Below are 18,909 nucleotides of genomic sequence, written 5' to 3' on the forward strand. Positions count from 1 at the left end.
ATGGAGCCACCTTTGATTAGGTAATTACTTTTTTGGCTCTAAAAGAGGAAAAATATTAAACTGAAAATTGTGACATTATTTATGCAACAATAGTGTATCCAAATGAAAAAATTAAAAGTGTAAGCTACATCAAAAATGTCATCACCCATCCTAATATTACCATCGGTGATTATACATAAATGATAACTTCGATACTTCTTAGCAGTTTCCCATTTTGAAACTGATTGTCGACTAACATGGATTTTTTAAGCAAGATCAGTTTGTGACCAACCCCTTTTCTCTCTTTCCTTTTTTAAGCGTTCACTAAAAAACATGTTTAGTCACTACCTTTCCTTATTTCAAGTATTGCTGAAGTCAACAACTAAAGTAAAGCTAGTTACATATGTATCAAGGTGCAACCTCAAGTTCCCAACTAAAAACCTTGATTATTTCTATTATCTGGCACATTTGTTGAATAGAAAAGCTTATTTATATACTAAATAACATACACATTGGATGTTGTATAATATTTACATAAGGAGATGATTGTCATGCTAAATATAAAACCGGTTTCAGATTTAAGGAATTATACAGAGGTTCTCAATGAAGTAACGGAAAACAGCCCAGTTTATTTAACCAGAAATGGACGAGGAGAATATGCAATCGTAACAATTAAAGATTTAGAAAAGTTGAAAGCGACTATCAGATTATTGTCTAAGCTTGAAGAAGGCGAGAAATCAGCAAGAGAGAAAGGGTGGGTTTCGGCAGATGATGTTGAAGCTATACTAGGAATATAAATATGCCAAAAGTAGAATACTCGCCCAAGGCATTAGAAGATCTGCAATATATAAATGACTATATTATGACAAAATATTGCACAAAGAATATTGAAAAAGATTACGGCTAATATCAGAAGGTTAGAGCAATACCTTGTATAGTGCAGTGCTACAAGATGTCAAGAAGGGACGCGGGGACAGGAACCATGTCCCACCAGATTCCCTGCCGCTATCCCAAATTTTTTTTTGTTAGAGCCAACGGACAAAAATCCAAGACCCTTGATAATACTGGTTTCATCCAAATACAACTTGTGAAATTGGTACTGTAACCTCTTGGTGGAACGAATCTTTTGTAATTTGTCAAACCCCATTTCGGATGGAATATAGCCAAATTCGCTCGTTTACTAATATTAATAACCAAATTGTTTACAGGGTTTTATTTACAAATTGCTTTATCAGGATTTTAATTTTGTCCTGTGGCTCTTAATGAAAAAGGGACAGGAAAGAGCCTAATAGGATATCGGATATACAAACAGAAATGGGACAATAAACCTGTCCCCATGTCCCTCCCCAGCACTATTCGTGCTTTTTCTTCTGAGTTAAACTTTCTTCGTGTGTTTGGCATACAACTAAGAAACTCCTTTTTTATTGTCTAGTTTATATGTAGCATTATATCTCTTGCCGGTGATTGGGTCTAATCCAATATCAATTGTGAAAGCCCAGTTTGAACCACATATGCATTTTTTCTTCTTTTTGCAGGTACAGCCCCGTCTGTAAAAATGACCTTCCATTTTATTTGTAAACCTCACTTTCTTGATGGATTTGTTACCAAATTTCCATTATATCCAATATAAAAAAGAACAATTCCTCTCAAGGTCTACTAAAACAAAAGGGTGAAAAATATTGGTAATGAGTTAAAGATATAATGATTGGAGTAGCTTTAATGATTATTCAAGAACAGTTCAATCAGGCTTTAACAGAGATTATTAGACTAAGAAAAGAAAATATAAAATTAAAATAGGATCTTTATAAAGCGCAAAGTCGTAATAGACCTTATAGTCATGCACGTAATATAAAGAAAACAGCGACTGATTTTACTCCTTAAGAAAAAGCTGCAAATGGCAAGATGATGTACGTGCATTTATTGAAACTTGTAAAAGCTTAGATTTGAATAATATTGGTTTACAGGGTATATTCAGAGCAACGATGCTATTCTCAATTTAAGTTCATGTTTGAGTGAGAGAGGTGTTAAGCCAATGTTTGATCATATTAATCAAAAAAAAGTTCTTCTAGATGCCAATCGACCATTACCCAAATATACAGTCAAAAGTTTACGTGAAAAGTTATTACTCGAATGGACATACAATACTAATGCGATTGAAGGAAACACGTTAACTATCAACGAAACGAAGGTAGTTTTAGAGGGAATTACTGTTGGTGGTAAAACGCTGCGTGAACACTTGGAAGTTCTTAATCATCGAGATGCGATTCACTTTGTAGAAGAGATTGTACAAAAAAGTGAACCTTTGTCGGAGTGGCAAATAAAGAATCTACATCGGCTTGTACTAAAAGGAATCGATGATGAATATGCGGGTGAATATCGGGACCAGCAAGTTTTTATTTCTGGTGCTAAACATATACCTCCAACTCCCTTCCGCATAAGAGAAGAGATGGAACAGTTGATGGCATGGTATGAAAAAGCAGAAACAAAAAAATTGCATCCAGTTGCTCGTGGAGCTATGCTACATGCTATTTTTGTTGGCATTCATCCATTTATTGATGGAAATGGTCGGACATCACGGTTGTTACTAAATTTAGAACTCATGAAAGATGGTTTTCCACCAATTGTTATTAAAGTGGAAAATCGAATAGCTTATTATGATGCATTAGATAAAGCACATACGCAAAAAGAATATGATGACTTTATTAAGTTAGTCGAGGGCGAAGTAGAAGATTCATTAAACCTATATTTAAGTACAATAAATAAAAATGCTTAGTAAAATATACAGTAGAGTTGTCGATTAAGATATACACTCCTACATCATTTTATCTGCGATGTTAACATTTTGCTAACGCAATCAAATGAAAAACAGTGAATTATCGTTAAAGATGTTACTGACAGAATTTAGCAAAACCTTGATTTTCCGCAATTTACGCACACCTAGTTAAAGATATTACACACTCTCACCTTAGGGGCGGCATGATGTAAAACACCCAAAAGACCCTTGATATATAAGGGTTTTTGGAGTCATCATAACGTTTTTGGTGCCGGAATGGTGCCGAGACCTAAAAATTAGAGGTTTCTCATGGGGTAAGTGAACTTGTGAGAGGCCACTTTTTTTCAGCCTCTGACCAAATTGGTTCCTTATACCACTTTTTAATGGGATGGAATAGTTACTCCAGGGATTAAAGCCGAAGCACAGAAACCCAAAAGGACCCAGCTAGTCCACTAGCTCCTATTGGGTTTGGTAAATGATCAATTTATACAATAGGAAATGAAAGAGACGTTGAAGAAATGTTAGTTATTGATGATTTTGGGAATGGGAATGCTACGTGAGAGTATATAATTAACTATTAAGCTAGTTTAAGGTATTTTCTCCCCTTTTGTGGATAGATTCCTTCTGTTTGAAACCACTCCCAAAGAAGGGTTCCGCTCTTTCGGCCAATTCCACCACTCATAATAAGTCCAGGAATTATTAGTTGGGTTGGTAAACCTTTTACGTAAAAGGTTTTATTGGTATTGAATTCTGTTAATACAGTAATCTGGTCAATGATACTTGTAACCTCGAAAAGACTATCCAAGCTTTTAGTATATTGATCAAAACTTTGTTTCATTTTTTCGATGCTTTTTTTGGCACTAAAGTCTTTCTGGTGAATTTGTGGGAAGTCTCTCAAAAATATAGCATTTAGTACTTGCTCAGACATTTTTAGGTCAGAAATAGCCTCTTTTGAATACTTATCAACGACTGGAAACCAAGTAGTTCCAACCCGTTTATCGAGCCACTGAATAAACATTTTTAATTGGGAAAGGAAGGTTTCAACTTGTTTTTGGTCAGGGGTAATTCTAATAACATGAGGTAAGTGGGTGAAGATCAATTCTTCCCAGAATGGCCTCTTGCACTTTTTCCATGAGGAAGGGCATTGATCTTCCAAGGTATTACTCATGTACTTTGTTAGGATACGGAGAAATTCATTGCGGTTTTTGTCGTAGGGGCGTTCGAGTTTATAGCTGATAAAATCTTCCCCATAAAATAAAAAATGTCCTCGATGCCTCATGTCAAACTCAGCACCTACTTTTAAATTCTTTTCAATTTCTTCACGTTCTTTTGGATTCTTAAAATGCTTCATTAGTACGGTTACTTGAGGTTGTTTCTTGTTACAAATATTCTTCGTATTACCAATGTTCTTCATAAAGGAATCGACCAGCTTTCATCTTTGTTTTTTTAAAAAAAGAGAGGTTTAAAGAAGAACTTCAGTGGGGCTATAAATTATTATATCGTAATAAAAAACCAATAATTTACTTATTGTGTGTCGTTTTTTCGAATAATTCTGCCAGGCGTGCAGAAATTGTTAATAAAAATACAGTAGCGCAGCTGGGAACACTCTATAGAAGTAGTTCGAATCGAAAATTTAGTTTTAACAATGAGAGAATCAGTCGGGCGAAGAAAGGATGCATTACTGATATGGGCAATAGCTGGATATAGTAAAAAAGGGACGCAGGGACAGGAACCATGTCCCACCAGATTCCCTGCAGCTATCCCGAATATTTTTTTGTGTTAGAGCCAACGGACAAAAATCCAAGACCCTTGATAATACTGGTTTCATCCAAATCCAACTTGTGAAGTTGATACCGTAATCTCTTGGTGGAATGAATCTTTTGTAATTTGTCAAACCCCATTTCGGATGGAATATAGCCAAATTCGTTCGTTTTCTAATATAAATAACCAAATTGTTTACAGGGTTTTATTTACAAATTGCTTTATCAGGATTTTAATTTTGTCCTGTGGCTCTTAATGTAAAAGGGATAGGAAAGAGCTTAATAGGATATCGAATATACAAACAGAAATGGGACAATAAACCTGTCCCCATGTCCCTTCCCCATGTCCCTTCCATGTCCCTTATTAGAGAACGTAATCTAATAATATAAAGGAAATAATGCTCTCCCCTTTCCATGAAAAATACAGATAAACCACAGCATCAGGGAAACCCCCCATGAAAAAACTTATTTTCGTCATAAATTCGTCTTTAGCCCGTCAAACTCTCTCTGTATTCTAAGGTTGTAGGACAGAATGATAGAAAAAAAGGAGAGATTGACATGAACAAGAAATTTATGATTTCAACAGTAGCAGCTATCGGACTTTTAACTGGAGGAGGTATTTTGCTGGCTAATGCTTCATCCCCAGCTCCCCAAGAGAATACTATACAGACAACTCAAGCTGACGAAACAAATACGAATACACAGGTCCAGGGTCAACAAGGCAAAGGGCAACAAGGTCAGGGCCATCAAGGTCAAGGGCAGCAAGGTCAAGGTAAGGGTCACAATCAAGTGAAACCGGATTTAAGCCAAGCCACCTCCGATCATCCGTCTTTAAGTCTCGTAGATCCTTCGCTGCAGGAAATGCTTGACTTCGCCATCCGTGATGAATACTTTGCCTTAGCTGAATATGAAATCATTATGGAGCAGTTTAATGTAGACAGTCCGTTTAGTAACATCTCAGAAGCAGAACAGCATCACATTGATTTACTGGTCCCGCTGTTCAGTGAGTATCAACTGCCGATGCCTGAAGATACAAGCAAGGTAGAAATACCAGAGACATTGAAAGAGGTCTATCAAATGGGAGTTCAAGCCGAAATTGATAACATCAAGATGTATGAATTTTTCTTGGAACAACCCGATCTTCCTGCTGACGTCAAGGATGTCTTTGGAAAATTGATGAACGCATCATACAATCATCTCAATGCGTTTCAAACAGAATTAGATAAATTATAATCCATTATACATGCTCGTCACTGCTAGTTGGTGGCGAGTTTCTTATTGAAGTCGCAGAAGTATCACACGAAATATCGATCCTTGCTAAACTATACTGATTAATACAACCTTTCCGTTATGGGCTTCGACGAAGGGACGCAGGGACAGGAACCATGTCCCACCAGATTCCCTGCCGCTATCCCGAATATTTTTTTGTGTTAGAGCCAACGGACAAAAATCCAAGACCCTTGATAATACTGGTTTCATCCAAACCCAACTTGTGAAATTGGTACCGTAACCTCTTGGTGGAACGAATCTTTTGTAATTTGCCATACCCCATTTCGGATGGAATATAGCCAAATTCGCTCGTTTACTAATATGAATAACCAAATTGTTTACAGGGTTTTATTTACAAATTGCTTTATCAGGATTTTAATTTTGTCCTGTGGATTTTAATGTAAAAGGGATAGGAAAGAGCTTAATAGGATATCGGATATACAAACAGAAATGGGACAATAAACCTGTCCCCATGTCCCTTTGCCTTATTTCTTTTATCGATTAATCGAACCAGCCATCCGAATATACGTATGTCGCTTCCCGCGAATCGCAATAGAATAATCCATAATATTTTCAGGAATTGCAATACCTGTGTAACCGGCATCGCCGATATGGTGTAAGTCAGCACCGACCATCTTATTTTGTAAAGCAATTTGACGGATGGTATTTGAGTCTGATCCTTCTTGGCTCGTGCCAATGGTTAACATGGCTAATGCTCCGTACTGGTGTACCAAAGAAACCCACTCATGCGCCCGTTCCACGGTTATTCCTGGTACTGTCCCTGGAGACGGAATTAAGATAACATCAGCCCCAGCTTCAACAAAGGCTTTAATGGTTTCTTCATTTAAGATAGAAGACCCGGCCTCACCCTTAACTCCAGCTCCATGCATCTTACCAGCAATGATGAAAGCATCATCGCCAAGCACATCTTTGGCTCTACTAATGGCCTTCAATATTTCTGCATTCGTAACACCTGTTTTCGGATTACCAGTTAAACAAACAAAGTCTAAGCCAAGTTCTTTTACTTTGACCAAAGAATTTTCAGCAGCTGTTCGTCCAAGAGGTAAGGAAAGTAACTCTTCGGCAGCATCGGCACTAACATCAACTGGCTCTAAATTGACACCAACAGGTCTTCCTGTTAACATCTTAAGCCGCTTAATCACTTTAGGTCCATCCGCATCCACACCTGCAATAGCAGGGTTTTCAACATCAAGCATATTAAGTAATAATAGGTCTGCACCAAAAGCAGCTGCAATCTCCGGATTGGAAATTTCATAGTAAAGCGGTTGTACCGAAACGACAATCTCAGAAACTACCGTTCTACCTTCACTAGCAGCAATCGATTGTAATAGGTCTTTTCCTTTTAGTTGTTTAAAATCGGATGCAAAACAGTTTAAAATACGTTTCATTTACTTTCACCTCACAATTCGTTATGGGAAAAGAAGAAGTTCCCTACTCACCGCATGTGACTAAGGAACTTCATTCACTCATTATTTATGCCTTATTTTTTTTGCGGATGTTATGAATTTCATCTGCAATGAATTGTACCTGAGTTCCAACGATTACTTGGATGTTGTTTTTACCAACCACGTTGATTCCAGGTACACCAGTTGCTTTGATTTTCTTCTGATCGACAGCGTCCATATCTTTTACTTCAAGACGTAAGCGAGTCACACAGTTGTCAACAGAAACAACGTTAGCATCTCCACCTAATCCTTCGTAAATTTCAGCTGCCATACCAGCGATTTTGTCTTGACCAGTTAATACAACGCCTTCACCATCTTCACTTTCCACTTCATCATCTTCCCGTCCAGGAGTCTTGATATCAAATTTAATAATCAAGAAACGGAACAAGAAGTAGTAAATTACAGCGAACACAAGACCTTGTAGTATTAACATGAACGGCATGTTAGCTAATGGAAGTCTTGAACTTAATACGAAGTCAACAAAACCTGCACTGAAACCAAAACCTGCTGTCCAGTGAAATGTTGCAGCTATAAATAGAGAAAGACCAGTTAATGCAGCGTGAACAACATATAAGAATGGAGCTAGGAACATGAATGCGAATTCCATTGGCTCAGTTACACCAGTGAAGAATGACGCGAAACCACCGGCTAACATTAGAGAAGCAACTTGCTTTTTCTGCTTTGTTTTAGCTGTATGATACATCGCTAAACCAGCTGCAGGAAGACCAAACATCATAACAGGGAAGAAACCTGCTTGATACATACCAGTTACACCTTTTTCTCCTTTACCAGACCAGAAGTTACCAATGTCATTGATACCAGCAACGTCAAACCAGAATACAGAGTTTAAGGCATGGTGTAAACCAGTTGGAATAAGTAGACGGTTAAAGAAACCATATAGCCCTGCACCTACAGAACCTAAGCTAGCCATACCTGTACCGAAGGAAACCAATCCTCCATATACAACTGGCCATACAAAGAGTAATACAAAAGAAGCAGCAAGCATAGATACAGCAGTCATAATTGGAACTAAACGTTTCCCACTAAAGAATGCTAAGGCATCCGGTAATTTTACGTGACTAAACCGGTTGTACATAATAGAAGCTATAATACCAGAAAGGATACCAACAAAAGCATTACTGATTTTTCCGAATGCCGGATTTACCGCATCTGCTTCGATTCCTTGAAGCATTGCAACCGAACCAGGTGAAAGTAATGTAGTTGTTACAAGGAATGCAACAAGACCACTAAGTGCAGCAGAACCATCACGTTCTTTTGCCATACCAAGCGCAACACCAACAGCAAATAAAATTGGGATGTTATCAATAATCGAAGCACCAGCTTTAATTAAGAAAGCTGCAACAGCACTTCCGGAACCCCAACCTGAAGGATCGATCCAATAACCGATACCCATTAAAATTGCCGCTGCTGGTAAAACTGCAACCGGTAACATTAATGAACGGCCAAGTCTTTGAAAATAATTCATCATTTTTTAACGACCTCCTTATCAGAATAGATAAAACTTACTCAAAAAATAAAAAATACAAGTGAGCGCTTTCACCTTCCTTTTTGGTGTGGAATTAATATCTTCTTCCGTATTCTAGCATAACGCAATATAGTTGTCTATACCAATATTCAATATTTTAATAATATAAATGTAAGTGTTTTCAATGTTGATTTTAAACTATGTTTCATTCATAAAACGGTAACATTTAGCATAGACATTTGAAAAATTTACGTTTATATGTATAGACAACTATATTTAATGGTGCTATCCTAAAAATATAAATTTGATAAAGTGTGGTGTGGGGAATGAAAAAAAAGATCCTTATTACAAATCCATCGATATATACAGAAACAGATGTTATAGAAAATGGCTATTTAATCATAGAAGATAATCAAATTAAAGATATAGGAAAAATGGAAGACTCTCCTACTAGTGAGGACTATGAGGTAATCCAATTGCCTAGAAGTTCCAAAATGGTTCCAGGGATGATTGACGTTCATATCCATGGCGTTAATGGTGCGGACACCATGGATGCAACAACAGAAGCATTAGAGAAAATGGTAACCTCTTTGCCGGCAGAAGGAACCACTAGTTTTTTAGCGACAACGATTACGCAAGAGAAAACGGCGATTGAAGCGGCTCTTCAGAATGTTGCTGATTTTATCGACAACCTCCAAAGGACTGGGCAAGCAGAAGTAGTGGGCATTCACCTGGAAGGTCCTTTTATTAATAAAAATAAAGCTGGTGCTCAACCGTCCAGCCATATTATCGACCCAGATTTACAAGTGTTTAAAGACTGGCAAGCATTAAGCAATGGTCATATTAAATTAGTTACTTTAGCCCCGGAACAACCTGGGGGTGCCGAATTAATCACCTATTTAAAAGATAATAATGTTATTGCTTCGATTGGTCATTCTGATGCAACATTTTCACAAGTGGAAGAGGCGATCGAACATGGATTGTCCCATGTTACGCATTTATACAATCAAATGAGCGGTCTACATCACCGTGAACCAGGTGTGGTCGGCGCAGCATTTCTTAAAGACAAATTAATGGTTGAAATCATTTCGGATGGCGTGCATGCAAGGCCTGAGGCGGTTCAGCTGGCTTATCGTCAAAAAACATCCGATAAACTAATGTTGATTACCGATGCGATGCGTGCCAAGTGTTTGAAAAATGGCATTTATGATTTAGGTGGTCAAGAAGTAACGGTTACCGACAATAAAGCCGTACTAGCAGATGGAACGTTAGCTGGTAGTGTGTTGCGAATGGGGCAAGCGTTTAAAAATATCATTGAATACACAGACTGTACGGTAGCGGACGCGATTTTAATGTCATCATCCAATGCGGCCAAAGAGTTAGGATTGTATGAACGGAAAGGAAGCATTTCAATCGGAAAAGATGCCGATATCGTTATTTTAGATAAAAACAACGAAGTCGTGATGACTTTTTGCCAAGGAAAACTGGCATTTCAGAAAGGAGAAACAAACAAATGAAAATGATAACAGCAAAAGATTACTCTAACATGAGTGAAAAAGCAGCTGCATATCTCTTAGATAAAATAAAGCAGGCGCCGGATTTAACACTTGGGTTAGCAACGGGTGGGACTCCGATAGAAACGTATAAATGCTTAGTACAAGATCATAAGAAAAATAATACAACCTACCAGCATATTACAACGTTCAATCTGGATGAATACATTGGCGTGAAAGCAGAAGACCCAAATAGTTATTATCATTACATGAAGGAACATTTATTCGACCATGTGGATATTCCAAAACAGCAAATAAATATACCGAACGGAATGGCATCAGACCTTGAACAAGAGTGCAAAGAGTATGAACAAAAAATTGCCGACCGTGGAGGGATTGATTTACAGCTTCTTGGATTAGGAAGTAATGGTCACATCGGCTTTAACGAACCAGGTACAGCCTTCGACTCGACCACACACGTGATTGAGCTTACACAAGCAACACGTGAAGCAAATGCAAGGTTTTTTGATAAAATGGAAGAGGTACCAAAACAAGCAATAACGATGGGCATCGCAAATATTATGAAAAGCAGAGAAATACTGCTAATAGTTTCTGGGGAAAAGAAAAGTAAGGCGTTAGATCGTTTATTAAATGGAGAAATCGATCCATCCTTCCCAGCTTCTATTTTGAAAAAGCATCCGAATGTTACGATTATTGCTGACGAAGCGGTATTAAAGCATACAAGAGTCCCATCCACTTTTTTACAATAACTGTAGGCCGATTTTCTGGGAGGAAAGACAAATGATTGATAAAAATTCCCCAATACCGATTTACCATCAGCTAGAAGAATCCATCAAACAACTAATAGAAAGTGGTCAATTGAAGCCTGGTGATGCATTACCATCAGAGCGCGAGTATTCTGAGCAATTTGGGATTAGCAGAATGACGGTCAGACAAGCGATTATTAATTTAGTAAACGAACGTTTCCTTTATCGTGTAAGAGGAAAAGGAACATTCGTCATGGAGCAGAAGTTTGAGCAAAATCTTCAAGGCTTAACAAGCTTTACCGAAGATATGAAAGCAAGAGGGATGGAAGCGAGTAGCAAACTCATTAATTTTGAAATCATTCCCGCCGACGCTAAATTAGCAAGTGCGCTTAATATACAAGAGCACGGCCCAGTCTATAAAATAAAAAGGATCCGGTTAGCCGAAAATATCCCAATGGCTTTAGAACGAACCTATATCTCTGCCAATCTCGTTCAAGGCTTAACGAGTGAGATTGTTAAAAATTCTTTATATTACTATGTTGAAGAAACGTTACACATGAAAATCGTTGGTGGAACACAAGTGATTGAAGCTTCCATTGCGAACAAAGAAGAAGTGAAATTGTTAGAAATCCCAGAATTATCGCCGGTAATGATCATGGAACGCAGCTCCAAATTGGAAGATAATACAGTGTTTGAAATAGTGAAATCAACGTATCGAGCTGATCGATATAAATTTATGATTGATTTGAAGAGATTCTAAGTTTGGAGTGCTTGTAAAATGACACAAAAAGTAACAGAATCATTGAACACAAATAGTCTAAAAATAGATGAAATGTCTTCTTTCGGTATTGTTTCGCTCATGCTAGAGGAAGACCGAGCAATTGAACAAGGCGTGAAAAATGCACTACCCCAAGTTGCCAAGGCGGTTGATTTAATCGTTGAAAAGTGGATGCAAGGTGCTCGCGTGTTTGTAGTCGGAGCTGGTACAAGCGGGCGACTTGGAGTATTGGATGCCGTCGAACTAGGACCAACTTTTTCCGTCGAAGAAGGCCGTTGGGTTGGGTTAGTAGCAGGTGGCAAAGAAGCAATGTGGGAGCCACTCGAACAGCATGAAGACGATGAGAACGTGGTTGTCCGTGAATTAGATGGTTATTCTTTTGGGGAAAAAGATGTGGTGATTGGAATTAGCGCTAGCGGTTCCACACCATATTCTGTTGCTGCGATTAAATATGCGAAAGAACTTCGTGCAACAGCTATTTCCATTAGCTGCAACCATGACACCATTTCATCGGAATGGAGTGACTGCGGGATAGAAGTCGTCGTTGGTCCAGAGGTGATCCGTGGCTCTACTAGATTAAAAGCCGGAACCGCACAGAAAATAGTGTTAAATATGATTTCAACAGCCACCATGATCCGTCTTGGAAAAGTTTATCAAAACCAAATGGTAGACATGCAGTTGATTAATAAAAAACTAGTCAAGCGCGCCGAGCAGACATTAATGGAATTAGTAGATGTGTCAGAGTCAGAGGCGCAAGCGTTAATGGTTAAAAGTAACCGAAATTTAAAAGCAGCCATTTTTATAGGTGTAACTGGTACGGATCTTGAAACAGCGCTCATTCATTTGGATAAAGCGAATGGCCATTTGAAAAATGCGATGATGAATTATTTGAAAGATTAATTATTTAGCCCACGTAAACCGTTCCGTTTTGGAGGGGTTTTGATTTTAAAAAGAGGTTGTGTATATGGACAACAGATTCACACGCCTTTTTTATTGTACTTTCAAACCTAAATTCATAGTTCTCATTATTATAACGGAATGAGGAACCACTTTAAAAATTTTGTGGTTTCTCGTTCCGTTATTTACCTTTTCTAGATCAAAATTACTCGCCTTTTTCCTTAATAGTGGAATGAGGATCCGTGGTTAATCTGCCGGATTCTTATTCCATTACCTAAACTAGGAGAGGGTATATATATGCATCTTTTTGCGATATAGTTCTATAGACACCCATTTCTCTGTTGGACTAAATCGCTAAAGCTGTATAGTTCAGCCAAAATCCCTAAGTGAAACGGGTACTATTCACCATTTAAAATGGTATAGATATTAGTATAAAAGTGGTATAGACATCTATATATGGTAATTGTATGATTGGTGATGAAAGATGAAAACGCTTAAAAAGGAGGTTGAGTTTTTAAAAATTTTATAAGAACATCCTTTGATTCCCACCACGGCATGACTACACAGAAAAATCCCGATTCTGGTTTTCACTCAGTTTGCCCAGGATCCATACTCCATAAGACTTTACTTAGCTACATTCCTCACGAGAGTCCAATCACATATGTATTCAACCAAGCAAATGACGTAATCTAACAAATGACTAGGAGGCTTTTCTATGAAAAAGCGTACGAAAACTAGCCTAAAATCATTGCTCGTTGGTGTATTAATGCTGTCCCAATTATTAGTTGGTGGGGCAAGTGTTGGTGCAAAAAAAGCAGCAAATGATGAGGTGTCAGATTTAATTATTTATCAAAATGTTCCGGAAGTGAATCCAGATGTAACTGATGGGGAAATACAGCTAAAGGCGCTTCATATCTATAATGAAGGTCAATTTTTGTCAGTATCGGAAAACTTAGAATGGAAATCTTCTAACAAAAATGTTGCTACTATTGACGAAAATGGGAATGTCACTTTTACTGGCCAAAATGGTAGAACATTTATAAGTGTTACTGATGGGAACTTTGAAGACAGAATTACTTTAGACAATAAAGTCGATGCAAAAAATGCTAATAACCCGAAAGGCAAGCCAGCTTCGGTTGCTAAAGTCGTTAAAGAAACGGGAGATCGTTATGATGTTATTTCAAACGCGATTGCAAATATGACGATTAACGAGAAAATCGGTCAAATGCTTATGCCGGATTTCCGTATTTATAACGGTTCGAATGTAACGGAAATGCTTCCTGAAATCGAACAGCTTGTAAAAGAATATCACCTTGGTGGTGTGATTCTTTTCAGAGAAAACGTGGTGACAACAGAACAAACAGCGAGACTAGTGTCTGACTATCAAGCGGCTGCTGAAAAATTTGGACTGCTGTTAACGATTGACCAAGAAGGTGGAATTGTTACACGTCTTCAGTCTGGAACAGATATGCCAGGTAACATGGCATTAGGTGCAACACGTTCTACAGAAATTGCTGGCAACGTAGGTCAAGCAATTGGAGAAGAACTAGCAGCACTTGGTATCAATATGAACCTAGCTCCGGTTTTAGATGTAAACAATAACCCGGATAATCCAGTTATTGGTGTCCGCTCATTTGGTAGTGATCCTACTTTAGTTGGGGATTTGGGTGTTGCTTATATCAACGGACTTCAAGGTACTGGCGTAGCGGCAACGGCTAAACACTTCCCTGGGCACGGCGATACAGCGGTTGACTCTCACTTAGGTTTACCCGAAGTTCCCCATGATAAAGAGCGTTTAATGAAAGTGGAATTATTTCCATTTCAACAAGCGATGGATGCTGGTATTGATGCTGTCATGACGGCTCACGTAACTTTCCCTAAAATTGATGGTACAAAAGTAATTTCAGCGAAAGACGGAACAGAAATTGCCATCCCTGCTACACTTTCTGAAAAAGTATTAACAGGACTAATGCGTGAAGAAATGGGCTACGACGGACTAATCATCACCGATGCGATGAACATGAAAGCTATTTCCGATCACTTTGGTCCAGTCGATGGAGCAATTCGCGCGGTAAAAGCTGGAACAGATATCGTACTAATGCCTGTAGGTCTTGCGGAAGTTGCTGAGGGACTATTGGATGCGGTTGAATCAGGAGAAATTTCTGAATCACGTATCGAGCAGTCAGTCGAAAGAATTTTAACGTTAAAAGTAAAGCGTGGCATCTTGAAAGAAGAAAATCCACAACCAATCGAAGAGAAAATTGCTAATGCCAATGCAGTAGTCGGATCTGAAGCACATAAACAACTGGAAAAGGAAGCAGCAGAGCGTTCGATTACACTTTTGAAAAATGAAAATGTACTTCCGTTGAACGTGAAGCAAGATGAAAAGATAGTTGTCATTGGAGGTTCTTTTAGTGGTAGCCTTTATGATGCGGTAGCTGCTCATCATGAAAATACGGTTCATATCAATCATGCAAAGTTACTAACAGCTGATCAATTGGCTGAACTAGAGAATGCTTCTGCAGTTATTGTAAGTACTTATTCTTACAGCCTGTGGACGAAATCACCGGACCATCCACAAATGCAAATGGTAAACCAAATTATAGAGGCAGTGGATGCGCCAGTAATTGGTCTAGGCATTCGCAATCCATATGACATCATGGCATATCCAGGTGTAGATGCTTACCTTGCACAATACGGGTTCAGACCAGCAAGTTTTGAAGCTACAGCAGCAACATTGTTCGGAGAAAATAACCCAACAGGGCAATTACCAATTGATATTCCTGGACTGTATGAGTTTGGGCATGGGCTGAGTTACTAAATTTGTTATACGGACGCAGCTACAAAGTGTGTGCGCTCGAAAATTGGCGCCAAAAAAAGCCTATTGAACGCCAGAAAACACAAGTGAACGCTCATAAATCAATCGCAATTCAATAAAAACAAAGGGGTTGTACGAATGAAAAAATGGTTAATTGCCATAATAGCAATCACTATGGTATCCACATCTTTTTCTGCTGTATTTGCAACAGGCAATGGAAATGGGAACCAGTACGGTCATGAAAAAGGAGTAGGAAATCCTCATAAGTTTCAACTTGGGGTAGAAGCATTGCTAAGCGACCACAAAGACTTAATCGCAGGCAAAAAGGTTGGGTTAATTACGAATCCTACCGGTGTGGATCAAAAGCTAAATAGCATTGTAGATTTATTGCAAAATGATCCGGATGTAGAACTTACTGCATTATATGGACCAGAACATGGTGTCCGCGGAGATGCTCAAGCTGGATCATACATTAAATCTTATATAGATGAACCCACTGGATTACCAGTGTACAGCCTGTATGGTTCAACAAGAAAGCCAACAGCCGAAATGTTAGCGGATATTGATGTGTTACTTTTTGACATTCAAGATGTTGGTACTCGTTTTTACACATACATTTACACCATGGCTTATGCAATGGAAGCGGCTAAGGAAAATGACATTCCATTTATTGTATTAGACCGTCCAAATCCACTTGGTGGGGAAAAAGTAGAAGGACCAGTCCTTGATGAGGAATATAAGTCTTTCGTTGGTAACTATCCTATTCCCCTTCGCCACGGGATGACTGTTGGGGAGTTAGCGAAGTTATTTAATGAAGAGTTCAAAATTGGTGCAGACCTTACAGTCGTTGAGATGAGTGGCTGGGATCGTGATATGTATTATGATGAAACACCATTAGAATTTGTTGCGCCATCACCAAACATGCCAACATTAGATACAGCACTAGTTTATCCTGGTGCAGCGTTAATTGAAGGTACGACGAATATTTCTGAAGGTCGCGGTACAACTCAACCATTTGAGTTACTCGGTGCACCGTTCATTAACAGCACTGAATTTGCGGCAACATTAAATGAGTTGAACTTGCCAGGAGTTACTTTTAGAGCAGCATCCTTCACCCCAAGCTTCTCTAAAAATGCTGGTAAATTAACACATGGTGTTCAAATTCACATAACCGATCGTGATGCGTACCAACCGGTAGAAACTGGTCTCCATATCGTGAAAACAATGAACGATCTGTATCCAGAAGATGTACAATTTCGTAGCTTCTTCAACAACTTAATCGGTAACGGTTGGGTACTAGAAGCCATTCAAAATGGCCAGTCTGTAGAAGAAATCCAAGCACAATGGCAAGAAGGATTAGATGAGTTTAAGCAAGTTCGTGCCGAGTATCTAATCTACTAAATCAACAAAAAGGGAGGCTAATATGAATAAGAAAAAGGGGATAATCGTAGCTTCGCTTGTCTTAAGTAGTTCGATCTTCTTTCCGACAGTTAGTGCTTTTGGATCAGAAGGAAAACCAACGCTAGAAATACCGATGGAAAAACCGTCCTCTAAAAAGCCACATCCAGTCTTTTCATGGAATATCCCTGGTGTAAATTCACCTGTCCTTCACCCTGGTTTAGCTAGGGGAGCGGGAATGGTTCAACAGCCATTAGATGAAATTGACAGTGTGATGTCGGATTTGATAGCTGATGGTGTCATGCCAGGTGCGGTTACGATCGTGGCTCGTCGTGGTCATATTGTTCAACAAGGTGCCTATGGTTATGCCGCAAAATACACTGATGGGATCAAGACGGAAATGGACCATCCGATTTTAATGCAAGAAGATACAATTTTTGATTTAGCATCAATCAGTAAAGTGTTTACGTCAACAGCAGCAATGATTTTGTATGAACAAGGTTATTTTGACTTGCAAGACCCTGTGGCTAACTATATCCCTGAGTTTGCACAAAATGGAAAAGAAGAGGTGACCATTAGTCAACTATTGACCCATACGTCTGGGTTTGTTGCATGGGTTCCGCTTTATGCCCAAGAGGAAACAAGAGAGGACCGTCTTCAATATGTCTTCAATATGTCTTTAATTATCCGTTACGCATTCAACCAGGAGAAAAGTACACGTATAGTGATTTAAATATGATCACGCTCGGCGCATTAGTTGAACGCTTGTCCGGTCAAAGATTGGATCAATTCGTTGCAGAGAATATAACGAAGCCTCTAGGAATGAAAGATACGATGTACAATCCTCCTTCCGAACTGAAAAATAGAATTGCTGCGACCGAATACCAAGCCTTTCCTAATCGAGGTCTTGTATGGGGAGAAGTTCATGATGAGAATGCTTGGTCGTTAGACGGGGTAGCTGGTCATGCTGGTATTTTTTCAACAGCAACGGATTTAGCTAAATTCGCTCATGTTATTGTCAACGATGGGCGTTATGGTGGGAAACAAATCCTTCAGCCAGAAACGGTGAAGTTGCTAGTTGAAAATCAAATCCCTGAATTCTCGGCTAATAGCCATGGACTCGGTTACGAAATTGATCAAGGCTGGTACATGGATGCTTTATTTGGTAATTCGATTGGACATACAGGTTATACAGGAACATCGATGGTAATTAATAAACAAAACAACACCATTGCTATCCTATTAACCAACCGTGTTCATCCATCCAGGTCAACACCATCAACGAATTCGGCGCGTCGTCAATTTGCGCGTCAAGTAGCTGACGCCATACCGGTAGCTATTCCGAACAAGGATGATGCTTGGTTCTCTGGTTATGGAAGTAACCTGAATAGCGCGCTAACAGCAGAGGTGGATTTGGAAGCAGAAGCTACACTATCTTTTGATACTTGGTATCGATTAGAAGATGGCTATGACTTTGGCCTAGTAGAAACGTCGGTGGATGGCGACAATTGGACGGTTGCCGAGACTTATACTGGTAGCTCAGAATGGAAAACGAATAAATTTAACATAACAGAGCATACAAAATATATCAGGTTCCGATATGATACGGATACTAATACAAACCGAAGAGGCTGGTATGTTTATAATCCGTCAATCACACGATCTAATGGAGAAACAATCCATCTAGAATTCTCAAATGACGGTTGGGAACTAAGAAACTATTAATCTGGTGAGGGTAATTCCCTCACCTTTGGTTTGTAAGAGTAATACAAAAAATAGTCTACCAAATGAGTGCCCCTCATCGCTTGTAAGAAAAGAGAATTGGTGCAACGGGAGAACAGGGCCTCTCTATAAGGATTGGGTCGTGAACTACTCCCACCACTTACCACCCTTACAGGTCGCTTGAAGTGGGGGCTTCTCGACTTATCGCTGCTTTTCCTAGCCAACAAAAACTGACCGAGCTAACCCTCTTGTTCCAAGAGTTTTTGTTTCTATGCTAACGCTAATAATCTTAATCCTTCCTTT

14 protein-coding genes and 1 pseudogene are annotated in these 18,909 nt (G+C 38.9%); 11 read left to right on the forward strand and 4 right to left on the reverse strand.

Features of this window, described 5'->3' with window-relative positions; translation table 11 throughout:
* Positions 1-170 precede the first annotated feature (170 nt).
* A pseudogene (locus tag J2S25_RS18715) lies at positions 171-314 on the reverse strand (helix-turn-helix transcriptional regulator); the annotation flags it as partial.
* Between the two features lie 216 nt (positions 315-530).
* Between J2S25_RS18715 and J2S25_RS18720 the strand changes: the two are divergent.
* The gene (locus tag J2S25_RS18720) at positions 531-776 is read left to right on the forward strand and encodes a type II toxin-antitoxin system prevent-host-death family antitoxin (RefSeq protein ID WP_307192599.1); all 246 of its coding nucleotides are present in this window, start codon (positions 531-533) and stop codon (positions 774-776) included.
* A 1,235-nt stretch (positions 777-2,011) separates the two neighbouring features.
* Positions 2,012-2,752 carry a Fic family protein gene (locus J2S25_RS18725; RefSeq protein WP_307192600.1) on the forward strand — a complete coding sequence of 247 codons (741 nt, stop codon included), beginning with the start codon at positions 2,012-2,014 and terminating at the stop codon, positions 2,750-2,752.
* Between the two features lie 577 nt (positions 2,753-3,329).
* On the opposite strand, the gene J2S25_RS18730 is transcribed toward J2S25_RS18725, so the two are convergent.
* On the reverse strand, positions 3,330-4,166 hold the full coding sequence (locus J2S25_RS18730; protein ID WP_044392260.1) for a hypothetical protein: 837 nt from the start codon (positions 4,164-4,166) through the stop codon (positions 3,330-3,332).
* A 904-nt stretch (positions 4,167-5,070) separates the two neighbouring features.
* Between J2S25_RS18730 and J2S25_RS18735 the strand changes: the two genes are divergently transcribed.
* Positions 5,071-5,745: a ferritin-like domain-containing protein gene (locus J2S25_RS18735; protein WP_307192601.1), complete on the forward strand. Its 675-nt coding sequence runs from the start codon at positions 5,071-5,073 to the stop codon at positions 5,743-5,745.
* A gap of 530 nt (positions 5,746-6,275) precedes the next feature.
* On the opposite strand, the gene J2S25_RS18740 is transcribed toward J2S25_RS18735, so the two are convergent.
* Together J2S25_RS18740 and nagE are read right to left on the reverse strand one after the other, a co-directional pair.
* The gene (locus J2S25_RS18740; protein WP_307192602.1) at positions 6,276-7,190 is read right to left on the reverse strand and encodes a DUF7916 family protein; all 915 of its coding nucleotides are present in this window, start codon (positions 7,188-7,190) and stop codon (positions 6,276-6,278) included.
* Between the two features lie 85 nt (positions 7,191-7,275).
* Positions 7,276-8,736 (reverse strand): N-acetylglucosamine-specific PTS transporter subunit IIBC, encoded by a 1,461-nt coding sequence (nagE, locus tag J2S25_RS18745; protein ID WP_044392285.1) that lies wholly within the window; start codon positions 8,734-8,736, stop codon positions 7,276-7,278.
* Positions 8,737-9,059: 323 nt separating this feature from the next.
* Between nagE and nagA the strand changes: the two genes are divergently transcribed.
* From nagA to J2S25_RS18785, 8 genes are all read left to right on the forward strand, one after another.
* Complete coding sequence (gene nagA / locus J2S25_RS18750; protein WP_307192603.1) at positions 9,060-10,250, forward strand: N-acetylglucosamine-6-phosphate deacetylase; 1,191 nt, start codon at positions 9,060-9,062, stop codon at positions 10,248-10,250.
* The gene (nagB, locus tag J2S25_RS18755; RefSeq protein WP_044392282.1) at positions 10,247-10,996 is read left to right on the forward strand and encodes a glucosamine-6-phosphate deaminase; all 750 of its coding nucleotides are present in this window, start codon (positions 10,247-10,249) and stop codon (positions 10,994-10,996) included. The genes nagA and nagB overlap by 4 nt, the downstream gene beginning before the upstream one ends.
* A gap of 31 nt (positions 10,997-11,027) precedes the next feature.
* Positions 11,028-11,753 (forward strand): GntR family transcriptional regulator, encoded by a 726-nt coding sequence (locus tag J2S25_RS18760; protein ID WP_044392280.1) that lies wholly within the window; start codon positions 11,028-11,030, stop codon positions 11,751-11,753.
* An 18-nt stretch (positions 11,754-11,771) separates the two neighbouring features.
* Entirely contained in the window at positions 11,772-12,671 is a 900-nt protein-coding gene (gene murQ, locus J2S25_RS18765; protein WP_044392278.1) for an N-acetylmuramic acid 6-phosphate etherase, read from the forward strand.
* 712 nt (positions 12,672-13,383) lie between these two features.
* Positions 13,384-15,489, forward strand: coding sequence for a glycoside hydrolase family 3 protein (locus tag J2S25_RS18770; RefSeq protein WP_044392277.1), 2,106 nt, complete (start codon positions 13,384-13,386; stop codon positions 15,487-15,489).
* Positions 15,490-15,624: 135 nt separating this feature from the next.
* The gene (locus J2S25_RS18775; protein WP_044392275.1) at positions 15,625-16,887 is read left to right on the forward strand and encodes an exo-beta-N-acetylmuramidase NamZ family protein; all 1,263 of its coding nucleotides are present in this window, start codon (positions 15,625-15,627) and stop codon (positions 16,885-16,887) included.
* A gap of 22 nt (positions 16,888-16,909) precedes the next feature.
* Entirely contained in the window at positions 16,910-17,617 is a 708-nt protein-coding gene (locus J2S25_RS18780) for a serine hydrolase (protein ID WP_307192604.1), read from the forward strand.
* The gene (locus J2S25_RS18785; RefSeq protein WP_307192605.1) at positions 17,581-18,609 is read left to right on the forward strand and encodes a serine hydrolase domain-containing protein; all 1,029 of its coding nucleotides are present in this window, start codon (positions 17,581-17,583) and stop codon (positions 18,607-18,609) included. The genes J2S25_RS18780 and J2S25_RS18785 overlap by 37 nt, the downstream gene beginning before the upstream one ends.
* The last annotated feature ends 300 nt before the right edge of the window (positions 18,610-18,909 follow it).

It is taken from the genome of Mesobacillus stamsii (assembly GCF_030814065.1).
GTDB lineage: Bacteria > Bacillota > Bacilli > Bacillales > Cytobacillaceae > Mesobacillus > Mesobacillus stamsii.

What these genes read in the sequence shown, in the direction of transcription:
- J2S25_RS18720 (WP_307192599.1), top strand. Translation starts at nt 531, where the DNA reads ATGCTAAATATAAAACCGGTTTCAGATTTAAGGAATTATACAGAGGTT.
- J2S25_RS18725 (WP_307192600.1), top strand. Translation starts at nt 2,012, where the DNA reads ATGTTTGATCATATTAATCAAAAAAAAGTTCTTCTAGATGCCAATCGA.
- J2S25_RS18730 (WP_044392260.1), bottom strand. Translation starts at nt 4,166, where the DNA reads ATGAAGAACATTGGTAATACGAAGAATATTTGTAACAAGAAACAACCT.
- J2S25_RS18735 (WP_307192601.1), top strand. Translation starts at nt 5,071, where the DNA reads ATGAACAAGAAATTTATGATTTCAACAGTAGCAGCTATCGGACTTTTA.
- J2S25_RS18740 (WP_307192602.1), bottom strand. Translation starts at nt 7,190, where the DNA reads ATGAAACGTATTTTAAACTGTTTTGCATCCGATTTTAAACAACTAAAA.
- nagE (WP_044392285.1), bottom strand. Translation starts at nt 8,736, where the DNA reads ATGATGAATTATTTTCAAAGACTTGGCCGTTCATTAATGTTACCGGTT.
- nagA (WP_307192603.1), top strand. Translation starts at nt 9,060, where the DNA reads ATGAAAAAAAAGATCCTTATTACAAATCCATCGATATATACAGAAACA.
- nagB (WP_044392282.1), top strand. Translation starts at nt 10,247, where the DNA reads ATGAAAATGATAACAGCAAAAGATTACTCTAACATGAGTGAAAAAGCA.
- J2S25_RS18760 (WP_044392280.1), top strand. Translation starts at nt 11,028, where the DNA reads ATGATTGATAAAAATTCCCCAATACCGATTTACCATCAGCTAGAAGAA.
- murQ (WP_044392278.1), top strand. Translation starts at nt 11,772, where the DNA reads ATGACACAAAAAGTAACAGAATCATTGAACACAAATAGTCTAAAAATA.
- J2S25_RS18770 (WP_044392277.1), top strand. Translation starts at nt 13,384, where the DNA reads ATGAAAAAGCGTACGAAAACTAGCCTAAAATCATTGCTCGTTGGTGTA.
- J2S25_RS18775 (WP_044392275.1), top strand. Translation starts at nt 15,625, where the DNA reads ATGAAAAAATGGTTAATTGCCATAATAGCAATCACTATGGTATCCACA.
- J2S25_RS18780 (WP_307192604.1), top strand. Translation starts at nt 16,910, where the DNA reads ATGAATAAGAAAAAGGGGATAATCGTAGCTTCGCTTGTCTTAAGTAGT.